Annotated in this window: 17 protein-coding genes and 1 pseudogene; 7 read left to right on the top strand and 11 right to left on the bottom strand. The window is 73.0% G+C overall.

Annotation, left to right across the window (positions count from 1 at the left end):
* The 3 genes from TR49_RS07760 to pdhA form a co-directional block, all read right to left on the bottom strand.
* Positions 1-242: biotin/lipoyl-containing protein (locus TR49_RS07760; protein WP_042378670.1), on the bottom strand; the 242-nt coding region annotated here is incomplete at its 3' end.
* Positions 243-260: 18 nt separating this feature from the next.
* Entirely contained in the window at positions 261-1,244 is a 984-nt protein-coding gene (locus TR49_RS07755) for an alpha-ketoacid dehydrogenase subunit beta (RefSeq protein ID WP_042378667.1), read from the bottom strand.
* A gap of 1 nt (position 1,245) precedes the next feature.
* Positions 1,246-2,373, bottom strand: coding sequence for a pyruvate dehydrogenase (acetyl-transferring) E1 component subunit alpha (gene pdhA, locus TR49_RS07750; RefSeq protein WP_042378665.1), 1,128 nt, complete (start codon positions 2,371-2,373; stop codon positions 1,246-1,248).
* Between the two features lie 250 nt (positions 2,374-2,623).
* On the opposite strand from pdhA, the gene TR49_RS07745 reads away from it, so the two are divergent.
* On the top strand, positions 2,624-3,280 hold the full coding sequence (locus TR49_RS07745) for a response regulator (protein WP_042378663.1): 657 nt from the start codon (positions 2,624-2,626) through the stop codon (positions 3,278-3,280).
* Positions 3,281-3,337: 57 nt separating this feature from the next.
* Positions 3,338-4,384 carry a phosphotransferase enzyme family protein gene (locus TR49_RS07740; RefSeq protein ID WP_042378661.1) on the top strand — a complete coding sequence of 349 codons (1,047 nt, stop codon included), beginning with the start codon at positions 3,338-3,340 and terminating at the stop codon, positions 4,382-4,384.
* Positions 4,385-4,626: 242 nt separating this feature from the next.
* On the opposite strand, the gene TR49_RS07735 is transcribed toward TR49_RS07740, so the two are convergent.
* The 5 genes from TR49_RS07735 to TR49_RS07715 form a co-directional block, all read right to left on the bottom strand.
* Positions 4,627-6,213: a protein kinase domain-containing protein gene (locus tag TR49_RS07735; protein ID WP_084724669.1), complete on the bottom strand. Its 1,587-nt coding sequence runs from the start codon at positions 6,211-6,213 to the stop codon at positions 4,627-4,629.
* 155 nt (positions 6,214-6,368) lie between these two features.
* A complete protein-coding gene (locus TR49_RS41220) occupies positions 6,369-7,976 on the bottom strand; it encodes a protein kinase domain-containing protein (RefSeq protein WP_084724668.1) in 1,608 nt (535 codons plus the stop codon).
* A 155-nt stretch (positions 7,977-8,131) separates the two neighbouring features.
* Positions 8,132-8,680: a bacterial proteasome activator family protein gene (locus TR49_RS07725; RefSeq protein WP_042378660.1), complete on the bottom strand. Its 549-nt coding sequence runs from the start codon at positions 8,678-8,680 to the stop codon at positions 8,132-8,134.
* 115 nt (positions 8,681-8,795) lie between these two features.
* Positions 8,796-9,575, bottom strand: coding sequence for a hypothetical protein (locus tag TR49_RS46330; protein ID WP_160311551.1), 780 nt, complete (start codon positions 9,573-9,575; stop codon positions 8,796-8,798).
* A 134-nt stretch (positions 9,576-9,709) separates the two neighbouring features.
* Positions 9,710-10,678: an NAD(P)H-quinone oxidoreductase gene (locus TR49_RS07715; protein ID WP_042378657.1), complete on the bottom strand. Its 969-nt coding sequence runs from the start codon at positions 10,676-10,678 to the stop codon at positions 9,710-9,712.
* Between the two features lie 255 nt (positions 10,679-10,933).
* Here TR49_RS07715 and TR49_RS07710 point away from each other — a divergent pair, with 255 nt between their 5' ends.
* From TR49_RS07710 to TR49_RS07700, 3 genes are all read left to right on the top strand, one after another.
* Positions 10,934-12,604 (top strand): LCP family protein, encoded by a 1,671-nt coding sequence (locus tag TR49_RS07710; protein WP_084724667.1) that lies wholly within the window; start codon positions 10,934-10,936, stop codon positions 12,602-12,604.
* 350 nt (positions 12,605-12,954) lie between these two features.
* Positions 12,955-13,335, top strand: coding sequence for an ArsR/SmtB family transcription factor (locus TR49_RS41215; RefSeq protein WP_152627132.1), 381 nt, complete (start codon positions 12,955-12,957; stop codon positions 13,333-13,335).
* Positions 13,319-14,515 carry a glycosyltransferase family 39 protein gene (locus tag TR49_RS07700; protein ID WP_084724665.1) on the top strand — a complete coding sequence of 399 codons (1,197 nt, stop codon included), beginning with the start codon at positions 13,319-13,321 and terminating at the stop codon, positions 14,513-14,515. Before TR49_RS41215 ends, TR49_RS07700 begins: the two co-directional genes overlap by 17 nt.
* 214 nt (positions 14,516-14,729) lie before the next feature.
* Here TR49_RS07700 and TR49_RS07690 read toward each other — a convergent pair whose 3' ends face one another.
* From TR49_RS07690 to TR49_RS07680, 3 genes and pseudogenes are all read right to left on the bottom strand, one after another.
* Positions 14,730-16,313, bottom strand: coding sequence for a molybdopterin molybdotransferase MoeA (locus TR49_RS07690; RefSeq protein WP_084724664.1), 1,584 nt, complete (start codon positions 16,311-16,313; stop codon positions 14,730-14,732).
* A pseudogene (locus tag TR49_RS07685) lies at positions 16,310-17,223 on the bottom strand (NTP transferase domain-containing protein). Before TR49_RS07685 ends, TR49_RS07690 begins: the two are co-directional and overlap by 4 nt.
* Positions 17,224-17,270: 47 nt before the next feature.
* Complete coding sequence (locus TR49_RS07680) at positions 17,271-18,422, bottom strand: acyl-CoA dehydrogenase family protein (RefSeq protein WP_042378651.1); 1,152 nt, start codon at positions 18,420-18,422, stop codon at positions 17,271-17,273.
* A gap of 134 nt (positions 18,423-18,556) precedes the next feature.
* Here TR49_RS07680 and TR49_RS07675 point away from each other — a divergent pair, with 134 nt between their 5' ends.
* The gene (locus TR49_RS07675; RefSeq protein ID WP_052434094.1) at positions 18,557-19,366 is read left to right on the top strand and encodes a DUF5819 family protein; all 810 of its coding nucleotides are present in this window, start codon (positions 18,557-18,559) and stop codon (positions 19,364-19,366) included.
* Positions 19,366-20,592 (top strand): HTTM domain-containing protein, encoded by a 1,227-nt coding sequence (locus tag TR49_RS07670; protein WP_052434093.1) that lies wholly within the window; start codon positions 19,366-19,368, stop codon positions 20,590-20,592. The genes TR49_RS07675 and TR49_RS07670 overlap by 1 nt, the downstream gene beginning before the upstream one ends.
* Positions 20,593-20,595: the final 3 nt, after the last annotated feature.

Below are 20,595 nucleotides of genomic sequence, written 5' to 3'. Positions count from 1 at the left end.
CTGATGATCGCCGTGCCGACGTCGACCGTCGTTCCCTCGCTGAAGAACAGCTCCTGCACCACCCCGTCGAAGGGGATCGGCAGCTCGACGGCGGCCTTGGCCGTCTCGACCTCGCAGACGATCTGACCGTCGGTGACGGTGTCACCGGGCTGTACGAACCACTTGAGGATCTCGGCCTCGGTGAGGCCCTCGCCGACGTCCGGCATCTTGAACTGTCGGACGTTCGAAACCGCAGTGCTCATCGTGCTCTCCAACCCCCGTCAGAAGGCGAGGGCGCGGTCGACGGCGTCGAGCACCCGGTCGAGGTCCGGCAGGTACGTCTCCTCCACCCGGGACGGCGGGTACGGGGCGAAGTAGCCGCCCACCCGCAGTACGGGGGCCTCCAGCGCGTAGAAGCACCGCTCGGTGATCCGGGCGGCCAGCTCCGAGCCCATACCCATGAAGACCGGGGCCTCGTGCACGACCACGGCGCGGCCGGTGCGCTTGACGGAGGCCTCCAGGGTGTCGAAGTCCACCGGGGACAGCGAGCGCAGGTCGACGACCTCGATCTGGTGGCCGTCCTCGGCCGCGGCCTCGGCCGCCTCCAGGCAGACCTTGACCATCGGGCCGTAGGCGATCAGGGTCAGGTCCCGGCCCGGACGCGCGACGCGCGCGGCGTGCAGCGGGGCCGGGGCCGCACCCAGCGGGTCCACGACACCCTTGTCCCAGTAGCGCCGCTTCGGCTCCAGGAAGATCACCGGGTCGTCCGAGGCGATCGCCTGGCGCAGCATCCAGTGCGCGTCCACCGGGTTCGACGGCGAGACGACCTTGAGGCCGGCCGTGTGGGCGAAGTAGGCCTCGTGCGACTCACTGTGGTGCTCGACGGCGCCGATGCCGCCGCCGAACGGGATGCGCACCGTGACCGGCAGCTTCACGTGGCCGAGCGCACGGGCGTGCATCTTGGCCAGCTGGGTGACGATCTGGTCGAAGGCCGGGTAGACGAAGCCGTCGAACTGGATCTCCACCACCGGGCGGTAGCCGCGCAGCGCCAGGCCGATCGCGGTGCCCATGATGCCGGACTCGGCCAGCGGGGTGTCGATGACCCGGGCGTCGCCGAAGTCCTTGTGCAGTCCGTCGGTGACCCGGAAGACACCGCCGAGGCGGCCCACGTCCTCGCCCATGACGAGGGTCTTCGGGTCGGCCTCCAACGAGCGCCGCAGCGCCTCGTTGAGGGCCTTCACCATCGAGTAGTTCTCGGCAGCCATCTCAGCGGCCCTCCCCAACCTCTTCGGAGCCGTCGAACGACGCCGCGTATGCCACGTACTCAGCACGCTCCTCGTCCACGAGCGCGTGGCCCTCGGCGTACACGTTCTCGAAGATCGAGGTCGGGTCCGGGTCGGGCATGTTGCGGACGCCCTCGCGGACGCGGCGGGCGAGCTGCTCGCTCTCGGCGTCCACGGCGTCGAAGAACTCCTGGTCGGCCCACTCCTCGTGGACCAGGTAGGCCTTGACCCGCTCGATCGGGTCCTTGAGCTTCCACTCCTCCAACTCGTCCGCGATCCGGTAGCGGGTCGGGTCGTCGGAGGTGGTGTGGGCGCCCATGCGGTAGGTGAAGGCCTCGATCAGGGTCGGGCCCTCGCCGTTGCGGGCGCGCTCGAGCGCCCAGCGGGTGACCGCGAGGCAGGCCAGCACGTCGTTGCCGTCGACCCGGACACCGGGGAAGCCGAAGCCGGCCGCGCGCTGGTAGAGGGGCACTCGCGTCTGCCGCTCGGTGGGCTCGGAGATGGCCCACTGGTTGTTCTGGCAGAAGAAGACCACGGGGGCGTTGTAGACCGAGGCGAAGGTGAAGGCCTCGTTGACGTCGCCCTGGCTGGACGCGCCGTCGCCGAAGTAGGCGACCACGGCGTCGTCGGTGCCGTCCTTGGTGATGCCCATCGCGTAGCCCGTCGCGTGCAGCGTCTGCGAGCCGATGACGATGGTGTAGAGCTGGAAGTTCTTCTCGTACGGGTCCCAGCCGCCGTGGTTCACGCCGCGGAACATGCCCAGCAGGTTCAGCGGGTCGACGCCCTTGCACCAGGCGACGCCGTGCTCGCGGTAGGTGGGGAAGGCCCAGTCGCCCGGACGCTGTGCGCGTCCGGAGCCCACCTGGGCGGCCTCCTGTCCCAGCAGGGAGGCCCACAGGCCCAGCTCACCCTGGCGCTGCAGAGCGGTGGCCTCGCCGTCGAAGCGGCGTACAAGGACCAGGTCACGATAGATGGAGCGCAGCTCTTCCGGGGTGGTCTCCAGGGAGAAGCGCGGATGCTCCACTCGCTCCCCTTCGGGGGTGAGCAGCTGCACCAGCTCCGGGACGGCAGCGGTCGCCGTCCCCGCCGTGCTCTCGACGGTCACGTTCACTCCTCGGTATCTCCGGCCTCCGGGGTTGCCGGCAACCGGTCCGGTCGCCTGCTCCGTGCGTCCTCGCTTCGGGTGGGCGACGACTGCGGATCGGCGGATAGGTGTGCCCTGATCCTCTTCGAGAACGTTACCCAGGGGAAGACCCAATTTCTTCTGTCCTAGGACGTCCAACTACCACGCTCGTCCCCAAACCGGGGCAAATCACCCCTTGGGACCGGCAGTCTTTCGGCCTGTATGCAAGGCTGTGACCATGAGCGAATCGGGACAAATCCGAGTATTCCTCCTCGACGACCACGAAGTGGTCCGGCGCGGTGTCCACGAGCTGCTCTCACTGGAGACGGACGTCGAGGTCGTCGGCGAGGCCGGCACGGCGGCCGAGGCCCTGGTCCGCATCCCCGCCACCCGTCCCGACGTCGCCGTCCTGGACGTCCGCCTGCCCGACGGCAGCGGCGTCGAGATCTGCCGGGAGATCCGCTCGCAGCTGCCCGAGGTCAAGTGCCTCATGCTCACCTCCTTCCCCGACGACGAGGCGCTCTTCGACGCGATCATGGCTGGCGCGTCCGGCTACGTCCTGAAGGCGATCCGCGGCACCGACCTGCTCTCCGCCGTGCGGGACGTCGCGGCCGGCAAGTCCCTGCTCGACCCGGTCGCCACCGCCCGCGTCCTCGAGCGCCTGCGCGACGGCGGCCAGAAGGAGGACGAACGCCTCGCCGAGTTGACGAAGCAGGAACGCCGGATCCTCGACCTGATCGGCGAGGGCATGACCAACCGGCAGATCGGCGCCGAACTGCACCTGGCCGAGAAGACCGTCAAGAACTACGTCTCCAGCCTGCTGGCAAAACTGGGCATGGAACGACGCACCCAGGCGGCCGCGTATGTCGCGAAGATGCACGCGACGGAGGGTTAACGGTCACAGAAGATCAGCAAGGCCTGCCCCACGCACCCCGGCAGTAGCATCTGCCGCGTGACGGAGGCCCAGACACTCACGCTGACAAGTGGTTTATCAGCCGTTCCGGCCCGCCTTCAGGCGGTGCTGGAACGCTTCGGCATCGACGGACCCCTACGGATGCAACGCACCGCGCACGGTCTGCTGAACCGCGTCTGGCAGGTCGATGCAGCGGACGGCCGCCGCTGGATCCTCAAGCAGTACCTCGACGACGGAGGCCACGCCTCCAGCGGTGCGCTCAGCGCGCAGCACCGCACCATCGCCGCACTCGCGGCCTCCGGCCTCCCCACGATCGCGCCGACGACGGCCGAGGACGGCCGGACGCTCGTTCTGCAACGCGGCCGCCGCTACGCCCTCTTCCCCTTCGTGGACGGCGCTCCGCCAGGCGCCCTCTCGCTCCCGGCCGCGGCCGAACTCGGCGCGCTGCTGGGTTCCATACACGCCGAACTGCGCCGCATCCAGCCGCCTGTCCTCGACCCCGGCCCCTGGCCGACGGCCGACCCCGAGCAGACCCGCACCACCATCACCACCCTCCTCGGCGCGGCCCGCGCCCGCACCCCCCGCGAGCCCTTCGACGCCCTGGCCGAGCAACGCCTGCGCGAGCGGCTCGTCCTGCTGGACGCCTACGGCGGCCGCAGGCCCGGCCCCCGGAGCGCGCCCCCGGCCGGGTGGGTCCACGGCGACTTCCACCCGCTGAACCTGCTGTACCGCGGTGAGCGGGCGGTCGCGGTCCTGGACTGGGACCGCCTGGGCGTCAAGCCCGTCACGGAGGAGGCGGTCCGTGCGGCCACCCAGTTCTTCTCCGCGCCCGCCTCCGGCGTTCTCGACCTCGCCCGCGTGCGGGCTTACGCCCGGGCCTACCGCGCGGCCTCCGGCCACACGCCGGAACAGATGGCCGCCGGGGTCCACCGCGTCTGGTGGGAACGCCTCAACGACTTCTGGATGCTCCGCTGGCGCTACGCGCGGCATGACGACCGCGCAAACGAACTGTTCCCTGCCGCTGCCGCGCAGATCGTCTGGTGGTGCGAGGAGTACCAGCAGGTCCTGGACGCCTACGTGAACTGAGGCACCCTGCGGGCCGTTGCACCAGCCGGGGGGCGCGGGGCTCTGCTCATGTGCGGCTCCGCCGCGCAGGCGCGAGCAGCTTCAGACAGGGCAGCTCGTTGCACTACCCGGGGGCACGGGGCTCTGCGCGAGGACCACCCTGTGCGGATGACCCTGCGCGTTCGGGGCTCTACCTGCGTGGGTGGCCTGTCGCGCCCCGCGGTGGAGCCGTCTATCGGCAGAGCCTCGCGCCCCGGAGGGGCTCAGGCTCCGGGCTTGGTGGTCGAGGTGCCGTCGCCGCCGCCGGCAGCGGCGGCGGTGCTGGTCGGGGAGTCCGTCGGCGTCGGGGTCGGCGTGGGCGTCGGGGTGGGCGTCGGCGTCGGAGTGGGCGTCGGCGTCGGGGTCGGCGTCGGGGTCGGAGTGGGCGTCGGCGTCGGGGTCGGGGTCGGCGTGGGCGTCGGGCTGTAGTAGCTCGGGCTCTGCTGCTGCGACGGCTGCTCCGACGGCGTGCTCGGCTGTGTCTGGGTCGTGGGCGGCGTCACCGTCGGCGTCAGCGACGGCGTGCCGCCACCCCCGCCGTGGCCACCGCCGTTGAGGGCGAGGGCGACGCCCACGCCGATGGCGGCGATCACGACCAGGACGGCGATGACCGCGAAGAGGCCGCGTCGGCTGCCGTGTTCGCCCTCGTCGTCGTAGTGGTCCTCGTACACCGGCGGACGCCCGGCCGGCGGCGCTGGGGGCGGGGTCGCCGCGGCCATGACCGTCGTGGGGGCGTGGTCGCCGGGCCCGCCCGGGCCGCCGGGGCCCTGCGGGAGGACCGTCGTGGGGGCGGTGGGGGAGACCGGCGGAACCGCGCCGAGGACCTGGGTCGCCTCCGCCGCCGCGCCGTGCATCTGGCGCAGCGCGTGCTGGACGTGCGCGCGGAACTCGTCCGCCGACTGGAAACGGTCGTCCGGCTCCTTGGCCAGCGCGCGCAGCACCAGCGCGTCCAGCGACGCGGGAACCCGCGGGTTCGCCTGCGACGGCGGCTTCGGCGGGTCCTGGACGTGCTGGTAGACGACCGAGAGCGGCGTGTCCCCGGTGAACGGCGGGCGCAGCGTCAGCAGTTCGTAGAGCATGCAGCCGGTGGCGTACAGGTCGGAGCGGTGGTCGACGGCCTTGCCGAGAGCCTGCTCCGGGGAGAGGTACTGGGGGGTGCCCATGACCATGCCGGTCTGCGTCATCGTCGACGTGACGCCGGTGAGCGCCCGGGCGATGCCGAAGTCCATCACCTTGACCGCGCCACTGCTGGTGATGATCACATTCGCGGGCTTGATGTCGCGGTGCACGATTCCGTGCTTGTGGCTGTAGGCGAGCGCCTCCAGCACCCCGGCGGTGATGATCAGCGCCTGGTCGACCGGCGGCGGCTCCTGGCTCTGCAGCAGCTCGCGGACCGTGTGGCCCTCGACCAGCTCCATCACGATGTAGGGAACCGTCTCGTTGCCGCGCGCCTCCTCGCCGGTGTCGTAGACCGCCACGACGGCATGGTGGTTGAGCGATGCAACCGAGTGTGCCTCGCGGGTGAAGCGGGTGCGCGCGATGGAGTCCTCGGCGAGCTCCGGGCGGAGCACCTTGATCGCGACGGTGCGGCCGAGCCGCTGGTCCATCGCGGCGAAGACCTCGGCCATGCCGCCGCGGCCGAGCCGGCTGGTCAGCCGGTACCGGCCCTCGCCCACGACGCTCAGCCCGCTGGTGGTGACGAAGGCCTCCCCCGCCTGTTCGGCGGCGGTGTCCGCGGCAGCGTCAGACTCAGGCCGGGGCCCTCGGCCGTCCCGGCCGTCCTCGTCCCGCGGGTGCTGCGTGTCTGCCATCGTTCTCCGCAATCGTTCTGCGCGTTCCGCGCCTCTGCATGCTGCGCCGTCGCGCCGGTACGCTGTCGCGCACCGCACCGCCACCGTCCGCGCCGTGCGCGGATGATGCACCTTCTCCGCACGCTACCGGTTTCCGGCGACGGATGCGGAGCTACTTATCCGCCGTTGCCCGTCAGGCTGACGACGATTCGCGCCGAAGTACCCATACCGTCCGTCGAAGTGCTGCTGGTCGCGTGGTTGACGGCGAGCACGAGCACCAGGATCAGCCCGATCAGCAGCACGCCGAGGATCATCAGGACCACCGCGAGACGCCCGCAGCCCTTGGCGGCCGAAGTGGGCGCCGCGCCGGGATTCGGCTGGAACTGCGGTGGCGGAGTGGCCGCCGGCGGTCGCGGCGCGAACTGCGGCGGGGCGGCCGCGGCCATCGGCCGGGGCGTCGCCGCCGGCGGCGGAGTGGGCCGGGCCATCGGCGGCGGGGTGGGGCGCTGGGCGTACGGCGGAGGCGTGTTGGGGCGCTGCGCGTAGGGCGGCGGGGTCGGCCGCGCCATCGGCGGCGGGGTGCCAGGTCGCTGCGCGTACGGCGGAGGCGTGCCGGGGTGCTGCGGATACGGCGGCGGGGTCTGCCCCATGGCGGGCCCCTGGCCCATCGGCCGCTGCGGGTACGGCGGCGGGGTCTGCCCCATCGACGGCGCCTGGCCCATCGGCGGCATCGGCTGGGGCATGGGCTGGCCCATGCCGGGCCGCGGCATCTGCGTGTTGGGGCCCTGCGGGTACGGCGTGTTGAGGGGACCCTGGGCCTGCGGGAAGACGGCGTTCTGGCCGGATCCGCCGACGTTGCTGATCCGCTGCCCGTCGCCGGAGACCTGCGGCTGGTTGCCCACACCCGTCGCGGACCGGGCGACGCGGCGGCACTCCTCGCGCATCTCGTCCGCAGACTGGAAGCGGTGCGCAGGGTCCTTGCGCAGCGCCCGCGCCACCAGCGCGTCCACCGCGAGCGGCACCGCCGCGTTGACGCTGGACGGGGCCGGTGGCGTCTCCTGGACGTGCTGGTACGCCATGCCGAGCGGCGACTCGGACTCGAACGGCAGCCGCCCCGTGAGCAGCTCGAAGAGCATGCAGCCGACGGAGTACAGGTCGGAGCGGGCGTCCACGGACTTGCCCAGCGCCTGCTCCGGGGAGAGGTACTGGGGCGTGCCGACGACCATGCCGGTCTGCGTCATCGAGGTGACGCCGGACTGCATGGCGCGGGCGATGCCGAAGTCCATCACCTTGACGACGCCGCGCTTGGTCAGCATGACGTTGGCGGGCTTGATGTCGCGGTGGACCAGGCCCTGTTCGTGCGAGGCGGCGAGTGCCGCCAGCACGTCGGCGCAGACCTCCAGCGCCTTGTCGGTGGGCATCGCGCCCTGCTCGGCGATGTCCTTGCGGAGCACGGAGCTGAGCGAGGAGCCTTCGACGTACTCCATGACGATGAACGGGACGGGCGTGCCGTCCTGGTCGTCCTCGCCGCTGTCGTAGACGGCCACGATGTTGGTGTGGTTGAGCCGCGCCACGGCCTGCGCCTCGCGGCGGAACCGCTCGCGGAAGGAGGGTTCGCGGCTCATGTCGCCGAGCATCGTCTTCACGGCGACGGGCCGGTCCAGCACCGTGTCGTCGCCGAGGTGCACCGTGGCCATGCCGCCCTGACCGAGCAAATCCCGCAGCACGTAACGGCCGTGGCCGACCGTCCGTCCGGTGTCGGCCGCGCCGCCCTGCTCGCTCATGCGCTCTCGCTCCCCCAACCGGGCGCCCCGCCTGGTACGCCGTCAGGGGCCAACGTTAGCGCGATGAGCAGGGCTGGAAACAGCCGGGTTCTCGCCCTGCCCATGCTTCGCAGACGGACCTGTGGGCGGACCCGTGGGCGGGTCTCCGGACGGACCTACAGGTAGGGGCCCGAACGGATTCCGCCATGTCCCTCCTCGCCCTCCTCGTGCCCGGCCATGCCGGGCGGGAGGGCCCGCCGCATCTGCTCCAACTGGGCTCGCGCGGCCATCTGCTGGGCGAACAGCGCGGTCTGGATCCCGTGGAAGAGGCCCTCGAGCCAGCCGACCAGCTGGGCCTGGGCGATCCGCAGTTCCGCCTCGGACGGCACGGCGTCCTCGGTGAAGGGGAGCGAGAGCCGCTCCAACTCCTCGACCAGTTCGGGGGCGAGCCCCTGCTCCAGCTCCTTGACGGAGCTGGCGTGGATCTCCTTCAACCGCACCCTGCTGGCCTCGTCGAGAGGCGCGACCCGGACCTCCTCCAGCAGCTGCTTGATCATGCTGCCGATGCGCATGACCTTGGCGGGCTGTTCGACCATCTCCGTTATCGGCAGCTCCCGGGCGTCGCCGCCCTCCTCCGCCGACTTGCCACCGGCGACGGGCAGGCCGTCGGGTCCGACGATCAGAACGTGGGGGCCGTCTTCGGGCCGCTGGCTGGGGCTGTTCATGGACGTCATTCTGTCTTACGGGGATGTCGGGACGGCGTGATATTCGCCAGAACAAGTGTGCGCCTCTTGGTTGAACAGCGGTGGGTCGACCGCGCCACCCGGCCGGTCGGGGCGTTCACAGTCGCCGGATGCGCCAGCCGAAGAGCGCTGCCCCGACGCCGATCAGGGCGAGCCCGACGCCGAGCAGGCGAGCCCGGGGACCCAGGCCCCCGGAGGCCGCGTTGCGGACGGCGATCTGCTGGGTCGCGGCGCCGGGGTGGAGCAGCGCCTGCGGGCCGAGCGGCGGCGGGACCGTGGAGGCCGGGCGTTCCGGCGCCACCGCGTCGGGAACGACCGCGTCCGCGCCCGAGCCCGCTGCCGCGCCGTCCTGGGCCGGGTCGCTGCGCGCGGGCGTCAAGGACGGGTGCGGCGGGGCCACCGCCGCACCGCTGCTGTGGCCCTCGTCGGGGGTGTGGCCGCCGGATGAGCCCGATTGCCCGGGCGAGGGGAACAGCGAGCCGACCACCGGCACCGGCATCCCGCTCACGGACGGATCGGTGCTCGACGGCGCCGACGGGGTCCCCCGGTCAGGGGGGCTCCCCCAGGGCGACGTGCCCGTACCGGGCCGGCCGGATGGGGGGTCGCCGTTCGGGGGACGGTGCGAGCCGGCACCCGGCGCGGGGGCGTAGCTGAAGCGCAGGATCCGTCCGTCCGGCAGCCGGATCGTGAAGCCGCGCGGCGCTTTGCCGGGCTTCGCCTTCACCAGGGCTTTGACCGGGCCGAGCGCCGGCGCCTCGGACCACGCGGCCGCCACGGCCTGCTGGGTGCCCGCGCCCACGACCATCAGCAACCCCGCCACGAGGGCCGTCCCGGCCGCCCTCGTAGCGCCCGTCCCCAGGGCCGACAAAGCGCTCATATGTGGTAATTAGGACACCGGCCGTCGGCCCAGGCAAGCGTGGCTACGCCATTCAGCAACGGTCGGCCCCGCGCTTCATCCCGTTGCCGCAACACCGGCGTTCGGGCCGGACCGCGGGGCCGACTCTCCGCCGCTCAGGCTCGCAGAAGGATCTTGCCGATATGGGTGCTGGACTCCATCAGCCGGTGCGCCTCCGCCGCGTCGGCCAGCGGGAGGACGGCGTCGACGACCGGCCTGACGACGCCGGACTCGATCAGCGGCCAGACGTGCTCGCGCACCGAGGCCACCACCGCCGCCTTCTCCTCCACCGGACGGGCCCGCAGCGAGGTCGCGGCGATCGCGGCTCGCTTGGACATCAGCTTGGCAATGTTCAGCTCCGCCTTCACCCCGCCCTGCATGCCGATGACGACGAGACGCCCGTTGACCGCCAGCGCGTCGAGGTTGCGGTCCAGGTACTTCGCGCCGACGACGTCGAGGATCACGTCCGCGCCGCCCAGCCCGGACAGCTCTTCGACGAAGTCCTGCTCGCGGTAGTTGACGAGCACGTCCGCGCCCAGTTCCGCGCAGGCGGCCAGCTTCACCGCCGAGCCCGCCGTCACCGCGACCTTCGCGCCGATCGCCTTGCCGAGCTGGATCGCCATCGTGCCGATGCCGCTCGATCCGCCGTGGACGAGCAGCAGCTCGCCGGGACGCAGGTGGCAGACCTGGAAGACGTTGGACCACACTGTGCAGACGACCTCGGGGAGGCCCGCCGCGGTCACCGGGTCGACGCCCTTGGGGACCGGAAGCAGCTGGCCGGCGGGGACGGCGACCTTCTCCGCGTAGCCGCCGCCGGAGAGCAGGGCGCAGACCTCGTCTCCGACGGCCCAGTCGACGACGCCGTCACCGATCGCGACGATGCGGCCGGAGCACTCCAGCCCCGGATAGGGGGACGCGCCCGGCGGGGGGTCGTAGAAGCCCTGCCGTTGCAGGACGTCGGCACGGTTCACGGCCGAGGCCGCCACCTCGACCAGGACCTCGCCCGGACCGGGAACCGGGTCCGGGACCTCACGCAGCACCAGCGCCTCGGGGCCGCCCGGCGTCTCAATCGTGATCGCTCGCATGCCGCCGACGCTACCCCGCCGCGATGTGCCAGAGCCCCGGACCCCGCCGGAACACAGCGCCGCCGTATCGGATCTGACGGGCGGAAACCGCCCCGGGTCGGGACCCTCCGTGCACCTTCCGTCACGGTGAGCCACCCGGGCCCCACACAGGGAACAGGCGTACGCTTGCAGAATTGCGCAAGCATTGCGCAATGCATGGAAGGCGGAGCCGATCACCAAAGGGCCCGCCGGACACCACGACGGGGGATCCAGGACATGCAGGACGAGACGGACGGCTCCGGCGAGCTCATCGAACGCAAGCCGCGTTCGAAGACGCGTCGCGTCCTGAAGATCCTCGCCCTGGTGCTGTCCGTCCTGGTCCTGGTCGTCGCAGGGCTCGGCACCTGGCTGTACAACCGCTTCAGCGGCAACCTGCACACCGTCCACCTGGGCGGCGACACCCGGAAGAGCCTCGGCCAGGAGAAGCCCGACGCCTTCGGCCGGACCCCGATCGACATCCTGGTCATCGGCACGGACTCGCGGAACACCCAGCAGGACTGCAACCTCGGCGGCGACTGCAACGTCGGCGGTGGCGGCTTCGGCAACGCCGACGTCGAGATGCTCGTGCACGTCTCCGCCGACCGGTCCAACGCCACGGTGATGAGCATCCCCCGCGACACCATCGTCGACGTGCCCGCCTGCACCGACCCGACCGACAGCGCCAACCGCACCCAGGGCTACCGCGGCATGGTCAACAGCGCGCTCGCCTATGGCCCGCAGTGCCAGATGGAGACCATCCACCAGCTGACGGGCATCCCCATCAGCCACTTCATGATGGTGACCTTCTCCGGCGTGGTCTCCATGTCCGACGCCGTGGGTGGCGTCAACGTGTGCGTGAACGACAACGTCTACGACACCTACTCGCACCTCAAGCTCGCCAAGGGCACCCACAACCTGAAGGGCAACGCGGCGCTGGAGTTCGTCCGCTCCCGGCACGCCTTCGGCGACGGCGGCGACCTCGGCCGGCTGGCCGCCCAGCACCTGTACCTGAGCTCGATGATGCGGTCGATGCGCAGCGCCGGGACGCTGACCGACCCGGCCCGGCTGTTCGGCCTCGCCGACTCGGCCACCAAGGCGCTGACGGTCGACAGCGGGCTCGGCAACGTCACCTCGCTGCTCGGTCTGGCCAACGACGTGGCGAAGGTGCCGACCAGCCGGATGACCTTCACGACCATGCAGACGGAGACCGACCCCAACGATCCGAACCGCCTGATCGTCGGACCCGACGCGCAGGCGCTGTTCGCCACGATCGCCAACGACCAGTCGCTGACCTCCCCAGGCGGCGGGTCGGCCTCGCCCTCCGCGTCGGCCTCCGCCTCGGCTTCCGCGTCCGCCTCGGCCTCGCCCTCCGCCTCGCCGTCGGTGTCGGTGTCGGCGCTGGCGGACGGGGGCGGCTCCGACTCCGTCGCCGCCGGGCAGATCGACGTCCACGTCGACAACGCCAGCGGCACCCGCGGTCGGGCCACCCAGCTCGCCGACGCCCTGACCTCGCAGGGCTTCGGCTCCGGCACCACCGCGGTCACCTCGCCCACGACCACCACGACGACCAGGCTCCAGTACGCGCCCGGCGACCAGGCCGCCGCCCACACCGTCGCCACCGCTCTCGGCCTGCCGGACAGCGCGCTGAGCGCGTCCTCGGCCGGCTCCGGAGTGACCCTGGTCATCGGCGCGGACTGGCCCTCCGGCACCGTCTTCCCCGGGGCCTCCGGCAAGCCGGCCCCGGCCGACACCCAGCAGGCCCTGAACGGCGCGAGCGCCCGCACCGCGGACGAGACGAACGGCTGCGCCGAGGTCAGCCACGAGCAGACGGTCGAGCTCAACGGAGTCCCGATGTCCCCGATCCAGGCCTACGCCGAAGCCAAGAACGTGCCGGACTCCGCCCCGTGACCGCCGGCCACCCCGGCCGGGCCCGTACCGACGCCACCGCGTCCTCCGCGTCCTCCGGGCTCGCCTGCGCAGCCCCCACGACGCCGGAAACAGGCGTCGCGCACGCGAGTCACGGCCCACGAGAGCGACCGCCGCGCCGGGCCCCCGCGCCCGGGCCGCGGCCACGCCACCCCCGCCACGCTGTGTTCGCCCCGGCCAAGGTTGGCGGCCCCGGCACTAGTCTTGGTCAGGCGCGGGCAGGGATCCGGGGAGAGCGAGGGCGAAGGAGAACGCGCATGACGACTGGCGCAGAGGTCCGGGAGGCCATCGGAGCCGTGATCGGCGCTGCCGCCGCGACCGCGCCGGACGACATGCCCGGCCCCGAGGTCATGGACCAGGCCGCCGCCGCGTTCGGCATGCTCGCCTCGCCCACTCGTCTGCAGATCGTCTGGATCCTCGCCGGGGGCGAGTGCGACGTCACCGGCCTCGCCGAGCAGGTCGGCGGCACGCTGCCCGCCGTCAGCCAGCACCTGGCCAAGCTCCGCCTGGCCGGTCTCGTCCGCTCCCGCCGCGAGGGCCGTCGGCAGGTCTACCTCGTCGACGACCCCTACCTGGCCGCCGTCGTCCGGCTCATGGTCAGCCAGCTCTCGGCGCAGGAGCAGGACGTCGAGGCCGAGTCCGACGGGCCCGGCCTCAGCGCCGTCAGCGGCACGCACCCGCCCAAGGGACTGGCGCGTGGCCACATCGTCTGACGCGTCGACCGCCGTCCCCGCGCTGCAGGCTCCCGGAACGAAGCCCACCGACCTCCGCCCGCCGCGTCCGCGGACGGCGGCCGCGCTCACCCGTGCCCTGCCCGCCCTCGGCCTCTTCGCCGCCGTGCGGGTGCTCGGCGTCGTCGTGCTGGCCGTCTGGGCCGGCGCGGAAGGGCGCAGCGCGCACCAACTGCTGTCGGGCCGCTGGGACTCGCTCTGGTACACCGACATCGCCGCCCACGGCTACCACTGGGCCGGCTACCAGGCCACCCCGCACACCCGCGGCGCCGGAGCCCACTCCCACCTGGCCTTCTTCCCGTTGCTCCCGTGGCTGGAGCGCGGCCTGCACAACGTCACCGGCCTCGCCTTCGCCGACGCGGGTCTGCTGGTCAGCGCCCTCGCCTCGCTCGCCGCGGCGCTGGGCGTCTTCGCCGTCGGCGAGCGACTGGCCGGGCGCAGGGCGGCGACGCTGCTGGTGGTGCTGTGGGCGGCGCTGCCGATCGGCGTGCTGCAGTCGATGGCCTACACCGAGTCCCTGTTCACCGCCCTCGCCGCCTGGTGCCTGTACGCGGTGCTGCGCCGCGGCTGGATCACCGCCGGGCTGCTCGCCGCGCTCGCGGGCCTCACCCGCCCGAGCGCGGCCGCCGTGATCGCCGCCGTCTGGGTCGGCGCGGCCGTCGCGCTGTGGCGCGGCGAGGACCGCCGCGTCCGCGCCGTCCTCGGCGCGCTGCTCGCCCCTGCCGGCCTGCTCGGGTACGCGGGCTGGGTCGGCGGCCTGCCCGCGTACCTGCACGTCCAGAGCCAGTGGGGCAACGGCTTCGACTTCGGCGCGGCCTACGCCCGCTTCATCGGCCACCAGCTGACGACGAGCCCGGGCGCGGGCGTCGGGCTGCTGGCCTTCGTGGGCCTGGTCGTCTGGGCGCTGGTGGCCTGCGTCCGTGAGCGCCGGCCACTGCCCGTCCTCGCGTACGCGGTCGCGATCGCCGCCCTGTCACTGGGCGCGCAGGCGTACTTCAACTCCAAGCCCCGCCTGCTGCTGCCGGGCTTCCCCCTGCTGCTGCCCCTGGCGGCCTGGCTGGCCACCCTCCGCATCCGGTGGGTCGCCGTCTCCCTGACGGTGCTCGCCCTGGCCTCGGCCGCCTACGGCGCCGTCTGGCTCCTCGGCCCCGGCCCGCCCTGACCGACCGCCGAGCACGCAGGCGGGGCGCACAGACGCGGTCCGGTCCCGGAGCGCGCCTCCGGGCCACGCAGCAGCGGCGAGTCGTGGGCACGCTCGGACTCGGGCAGCACGATCTGCCGCAGCTCTGCCGCAATCCCTCCCGGATCACGCTCCCGCGTGGCCGTGGCCGTGGCCGAGGCCGACACCGAGGCCGTCGCCACGCGATGGCCCGGCCTCAGCCGCACGGCACGTCCAGCACCTCGATCGGGCGGCCCGGCGCGACGCCGCCGGGCGGCACCACGGCCAGACCCTCGGCGAGCGCGAGCCCGCGCAGCATCGCGGGGCCGTCGTGCCGCAAGGGCACAGCGCCGCGCTCGGGCAGGGCGACGGGAACGAGACGGGTGTGGCCGGTCTGACCTGCGAACTCCGCGGCGGCGGTGACCCGGTACGGCTCCGCGGCCGGACAGCCGGCCAGGCCGCGCAGCAGCGGCTCGGCGAGCGTGGCCGCGCCGACGGCGGCGGCGAGGGGGTTGCCGGGTAGTCCGACGAGGTACCGGGGACGGCCGCCCGCCTCCGTACGCTGCGCCCGCGCGGCCGCCGGTTCCCGCGCGTCGGCCGACTGCGCCGACGCGCCCGGCTCGGCCGACCCGGGCAGCTCGGCCAGCAGCATGGGGTGGCCGGGCCGCACCCGGACACCGTCGACCAGCAGTCTCGCGCCGATCTCGGTCAGCGCCGGGTGCAGGAAGTCCGCCGGGCCGGACGCCGTCGCGCCGGTGGTGACCACGACGTCCGCGTCGGCGTCACGCAGGGCGGCGACGAGCGCGTCCCGGTCGTCGCCGATCCGGCGCACGCGGATGACGGTCGCACCGTAGGCGGCGAGCCAACCGGGCAGCATCGGGCCGAGCGCGTCCCGGATCCGGCCGTCCCCGGGTACGCCCTCGGTGAGCAGCTCGTCGCCCAGCACCAGGAGTTCGGCGACGGGTCGGCGATGCACGGTCAGCCGGTCGACCCCGGCGGCCGCGGCCAGGCCCAGCACGGCGGGCGTCACCGACGCCCCGGCCGGAAGCAGCACCTCGCCGCTGCGGCACTCCTGGCCGCGCGGGCGGATGTCCCGCCCGAGCGGCGGGGACAGGGTGCCGGGACGGCAGGCCAGCTCGACGCCTTCGGTGCGGACGATGCCGTCCTCACGCCGCAGCACGGCGGTGGCGTCGCCGGGAACGGGCGCGCCGGTCGCGATCCGCACGGCCTCGCCGTCCTGCAGCGAGGCTGCCGGCGGCCGACCGGCCAGCCCCTCGCCCTCGGCCGGCTCCCGCAGCCGCCAGGGGCCGGGGCCGGAGACGGCCCAGCCGTCCATGGCGGAGGTGTCGAAGGGGGGCAGGTGCGTGGCGGCCGTCAGGGGGGCGGCGAGGACGGCGCCCAGCGCGTCCGCCGCGTCCCGCTCCTCCGTGCCGAGCGGGCGCGCGCCCGCGTGCGCGGCGACCGCGCGCGCCTGCTGCCAGCCGAGTTCGCCCGGGTGGGTCGCGGGCGGGGGAACGGACGGGTCGGCGTCGCCCGGCTTATCAAGATCATCAAATGCGCCACGTGTTGCATTTCGTGATCTTGATGCCGCGGAGGGGCCGACCAGACCGAAGGCGTCGTCCAGCACCTGGTCGAAGGAGGAGTCCGCTCCAGGCGACCGAGGAGCGGGCGGCAGCTCCTCCGCGCCCGCCTCGTAGTCGAACGGACGGTCCGGCTCGGGCGGGGACGGCGGGGTCGACGCCTGCGGCAGCAGATACGGATAGGCGGCCAGCAGGTCCGTCTCGACCTCGCGACCCGTCATTCCGGGTGCTCCTCGGCGCGGTCCGCGGCCCAGCGCAGCGCGAGCTGCGCGGCCTTCCGGTTCGCCTCCGCAACCGCCTCCGGACCGCCCCCGGCCGAGGCCGCCGCGTACCCCACCAGGAACGCGGTCAACGGCGCGGCGGGGCGCGCAACGCCGTGCGCGACGTCCCGGGTCATGTCGAGCAGCCCGTGGACGTCGACCTCCAGGTCGATCCCGAGCTCGGTCTTCGCAGCGGCGATCCAGTCATCCAGCACGCCTCCATCGTCCCCGATGGGCGCGCCGGCGGCGTGCATCAGGGTGGTGTTCCCTGCGTGTCCGCGAGGTTCCGCGCGCGTTTCCTGGCCCGCTCGACGTCCTCCCAGGTGTCGCAGTCCACGGCCGCGCCGGTCGGGTCGGGCAGCCGCAGGGTGCGGAGCGCCCCCGTGACGGCCCGCAGCCGCGCCCCGTCCGGATCCCCCACGGCGGCGAGCGCGACCCGGAGCGGCCCGGTGCGATAGGCGGCGGTGAGGAGTTGCTCGCGGCCGCCCGCGTCCACCAGCACGGCGGCGTCGACATCGGGCTCCGCCAGCGCGTCGAGCAGGCGGTGCACGGTGGCCGCGTCCAGGAACGGCAGGTCGGCGGCGAGCAGCACCGTCACCTCGGCGGCGACCTGCGCCAGGCCGGCCGCCAGCCCGGCGACCGGCCCGCCGCCGGGCGGCTCCTCCCGCGCCCACCGCACGCGGCGCGCGGTCGCGCGCTCGGGGCCGACGACGACCGTCGTACCGGCGTCCGCGCAGGCGGCCAGCACCCGGTCGAGCAGCGCCATCCCCCCGACGACCAGCGCGGGCTTGTCCTCGCCACCCAGCCTGCGGGCGGCGCCGCCGGCCAGGACGACGGCGTCGTATGCGTAGCGCTCCATGGTGTCTCTCATGCAACCACAGCGCACCGGGCGCTCGTTCCCGCGCGCCGGAGCGGAACTCAAGGCAGCTGGTGCTCCGCCAGCAGGTCACCCAACTCCTGCTCGAAGGCCGCCGCGGGCCCGAGGAGGAGTTCGAGGTGCTTCGCCCAGGCGTGGTAGCGGTGGAGCGGGTAGTCGAGATCCGCCCCGATGCCGCCGTGGAGGTGCTGGGCCGTCGACGCCACCGCGCGGACGCCCTCCGCGGACCAGATCTTCGCCGTGGCCAGGTCCGCGTCCAGCGGCATCCGGTCGGCGAGGTCGGCGCCGTGGGCGACGCGCCATGCCGCCTGCCACAGCGTGACCTCCATCGCCCGCAGGTCGATGTAGCGGTCGGCGGACTGCACGGCCACCGCCTGGAAGGTGGCGATCGGATGCCCGAACTGCTCGCGCTTGGAGGCGTACGTGGAGGTGAGCCTCAAGGCCGCCTCACCGAGGCCCAGGCAGAGCGCGGCGACGCCCACGATCAGCCAGGCCCGCACCGCACGCCAGTTGGCGCCGTCCGCCGAGACCGGTCCGAGCTGCCAGGAAGACTCGACGAACGCGCCGCCGAAGACCAGCCGCCCGGCGAGCTCGCCGTTGGTCGACACCTGGCGCTCCAGGGTCACCCCCGCCCCACGCGGGTCGACGAGCAGCAGCACCGTGCCCTCGGGGCCACGCGCCGGGACCAGGACCAGGTCCGCGACCGGCGCCCAGGCGACGGCGGTCTGCTCCCCGGTCAGCGCCCAGCCGCCCGCGACCGGCTGCGCCGTCACCGCCTCGTCGGCCGCCTCGTGGCCACTGCGGCCGTGCGCGGCGACCCCGAGCAGCAGACGGCCTGCGGCGACCTCCGGCAACAGCCTGCGCCGCAGCTCCTCCGCGCCGAAAGTCTGGACGGCCAGGGCGGCCGCGCCGGCCTCCAGCAGCGGGACGCGCGCCAGCACCCGTGCCGACTCGCGCAGCACCAGACACCAGGCGATCTCGTCCAGCCCCGCGCCGCCGTGGCTCTCGGCGAGCGCGATGCCCAACAGGTCGGACTTGGCCAGGCGCTGCCACAGCTCCCGGTCGATGTCCGCGGCCACCGGCTCGATGCCGAGGGCGGGGCTGGGCACGCCCCCGTCCGGTGCGACGTCCGCGAAGACGCCGCGGGCCGCCTCGGCAGCGGCCTGCTGCGCGTCGGTGAAGGTGAAGTCCACGGGGCGCCCCTTCCGAAGCAGATGCTGACAGTGCGTCAGATTAGAACAAGTTCTAGATACACGGAAGGGTCGCGCACAGGCCGCCGACATCAGTACCGTGCTCAGACATCAGTGGAGCGGCGAGGCGGGTACAAGTGGCAGACGAGCCGGACGGCGCGACCGCGTACGAACCCATACCCGCGCCCCGAACCGCACCGGACGAAGCCGGCCCCGCAGACGGCCGGACCAACGACGCCGAGGCCACCGACACCGAGACCACCGAGACCACCGAGACCGAGCACGACGGAACCGACGAGCCCGAGGCCGGGCAGGAACGCCGCTGGTCGCTGCCGTCCCTGCTGGTCCTCTACGCCGCCGTGATCGCCGTCGCGGTCGCCGTGGTCTACCACCTGGGCACCGTCTTCCTCTCCATCGCGCCCAGCAACCCGATCTCGCAGCACAACGCCACCACGGTCAACGCGCACGTGATGCCCGAGTTCGAGCAGAACTGGCAGCTGTTCGCACCCAACCCGCTGCAGCAGAACATCGCGGTCCAGGCACGCGTGCAGACCCTCGACCCCGACGGCGGCCGCACCGAGTCGCCGTGGATCGACCTCACCGCCCAGGACGTCGCCGCGATCCGCGACAACCCGTTCCCCAGCCACGTCAACCAGAACCTGCTGCGCCGCGCCTGGGACTACTACACCGCCTGGCACGACCAGAACGAGAAGTCCACCGGCTTCGGCGGACCGCTCTCGGTGGAGTACCTCAAGCGCATCGGCCTGCAGCGGATCGGACGGGACTGGCACGGGGAACCCGTCATCCAGATCCAGTTCCGCTCCGCCACCACCGACGTCACCGGCCCCACCTGGACCGGCGCACCCGCGACCACCGCACCGTCCTACCGCCAGCTGGCGTGGTGGCCGGCCACCGACGACGACTACCGCGGCCTGGGGGTCTCCTGATGCGCGCCCTTCTGACCCGCGGCGCCGACGCCGCCTTCCAGGGCTGGACCACCGTCACCGGCCGCACGCTCGCCCGCTACCAGGCGGCGATCGTGCGCATCGGCGTCGCGCTGACCTTCGGCACGTTCCTGCTGCGCGAGTGGCCGCACCGCCGCGTCCTGTACGGCGACCTCTCGCCGTGGAGCGGGGATCTGTCCCGTCAGTTGCTCTCGACGAACCATGCGTTCTCCGTGCTGGCCTGGTCCGACGCGGGCTGGTGGTTCGAGTGCGTGTACGTCGCGGCGATCGCGGTCAGCGTGCTGATGCTGCTGGGCTGGCGCACCCGCGCCACCTCGCTGGTCTTCATGGTGCTGGTGCTCTCGCTGCAGAACCGCGCGGTCCTGGTCGGCGACGGCGGCGACAACGTCGTCCACCTGATGGCGATCTACCTCGTCTTCACCCGCTGCGGCGAGGTCTGGTCCCTGGACGCCCGCGCCGCGCGCCTCGGCACGCGGCGCGCGGGCGATCCGGCCGGCGTCGCGGTGTGGTTGCTGCTGGGGACGGCCCTGGCGTTCTGTCAGCTCACCGGCTTCGCCAAGCTCGGCATGCTGGATCTCGGCCTCTACACCTGGGGCACCTTCTTCTGGCTCTGCTGGCTGCTGGCCGGCCTGCGCGGCGCGCTCACCCGCCGCGCGCCGGAGAGCGAGGGCTCGGCCCTGCTCGACGCGCTGACCGCGCTGCTCCACAACGCCGCGATGCTGGTGATCGCGGCGGAGGTCTGCTTCATCTACGCCACCGCCGGCTGGTACAAGATCCAGGGTTCGCTGTGGCAGGGCGGGACCGCCCTCTGGTACCCGCTCCACCTGCACTACTTCGAGCCCTGGCCGGCCCTCAACAACATGCTCGGCACCAACAGCACGCTGGTCACCCTGATCACCTACGGCACGGTGATCGCTCAGGTCGGCTTCCCGTTCCTGGTCTTCAACCGGCGCATCAAGAACCTGATGCTGGCGCTGATGATGACCGAGCACCTTGCCATCGCGGTCGTCCTCGGGCTCCCCTTCTTCTCCCTCGCGATGATCACCGCCGACGCGGTCTTCCTCCCCACCGGCTTCCTCGTCCGAGTCGGCCAGGGGGTGGCTAAGGGGGTGGCGCGGGTCGCCTCCACGCCAGTCTTGCGCCAGACGATCATGCGCGCCCCCCGCGCCACCGAGCGCGAGCAAGAGGCCGTGTCGGTCATCCGATAACCC

Origin of the sequence: Streptacidiphilus melanogenes (assembly GCF_000787835.1) — a bacterium.
GTDB classification, from domain to species: Bacteria; Actinomycetota; Actinomycetes; order Streptomycetales; family Streptomycetaceae; genus Streptacidiphilus; species Streptacidiphilus melanogenes.
Note: the sequence above shows the minus strand (reverse complement) of the source record. Positions and strands in the feature narration are given on the sequence as shown.

Coding starts and splice junctions, on each gene's coding strand:
- TR49_RS07755 (WP_042378667.1), bottom strand. CDS start 1,244: ATGGCTGCCGAGAACTACTCGATGGTGAAGGCCCTCAACGAGGCGCTG.
- TR49_RS07745 (WP_042378663.1), top strand. CDS start 2,624: ATGAGCGAATCGGGACAAATCCGAGTATTCCTCCTCGACGACCACGAA.
- TR49_RS07735 (WP_084724669.1), bottom strand. CDS start 6,213: ATGGCAGACACGCAGCACCCGCGGGACGAGGACGGCCGGGACGGCCGA.
- TR49_RS41220 (WP_084724668.1), bottom strand. CDS start 7,976: ATGAGCGAGCAGGGCGGCGCGGCCGACACCGGACGGACGGTCGGCCAC.
- TR49_RS07725 (WP_042378660.1), bottom strand. CDS start 8,680: ATGAACAGCCCCAGCCAGCGGCCCGAAGACGGCCCCCACGTTCTGATC.
- TR49_RS46330 (WP_160311551.1), bottom strand. CDS start 9,575: ATGAGCGCTTTGTCGGCCCTGGGGACGGGCGCTACGAGGGCGGCCGGG.
- TR49_RS07715 (WP_042378657.1), bottom strand. CDS start 10,678: ATGCGAGCGATCACGATTGAGACGCCGGGCGGCCCCGAGGCGCTGGTG.
- TR49_RS07710 (WP_084724667.1), top strand. CDS start 10,934: ATGCAGGACGAGACGGACGGCTCCGGCGAGCTCATCGAACGCAAGCCG.
- TR49_RS41215 (WP_152627132.1), top strand. CDS start 12,955: ATGCCCGGCCCCGAGGTCATGGACCAGGCCGCCGCCGCGTTCGGCATG.
- TR49_RS07690 (WP_084724664.1), bottom strand. CDS start 16,313: ATGACGGGTCGCGAGGTCGAGACGGACCTGCTGGCCGCCTATCCGTAT.
- TR49_RS07670 (WP_052434093.1), top strand. CDS start 19,366: ATGCGCGCCCTTCTGACCCGCGGCGCCGACGCCGCCTTCCAGGGCTGG.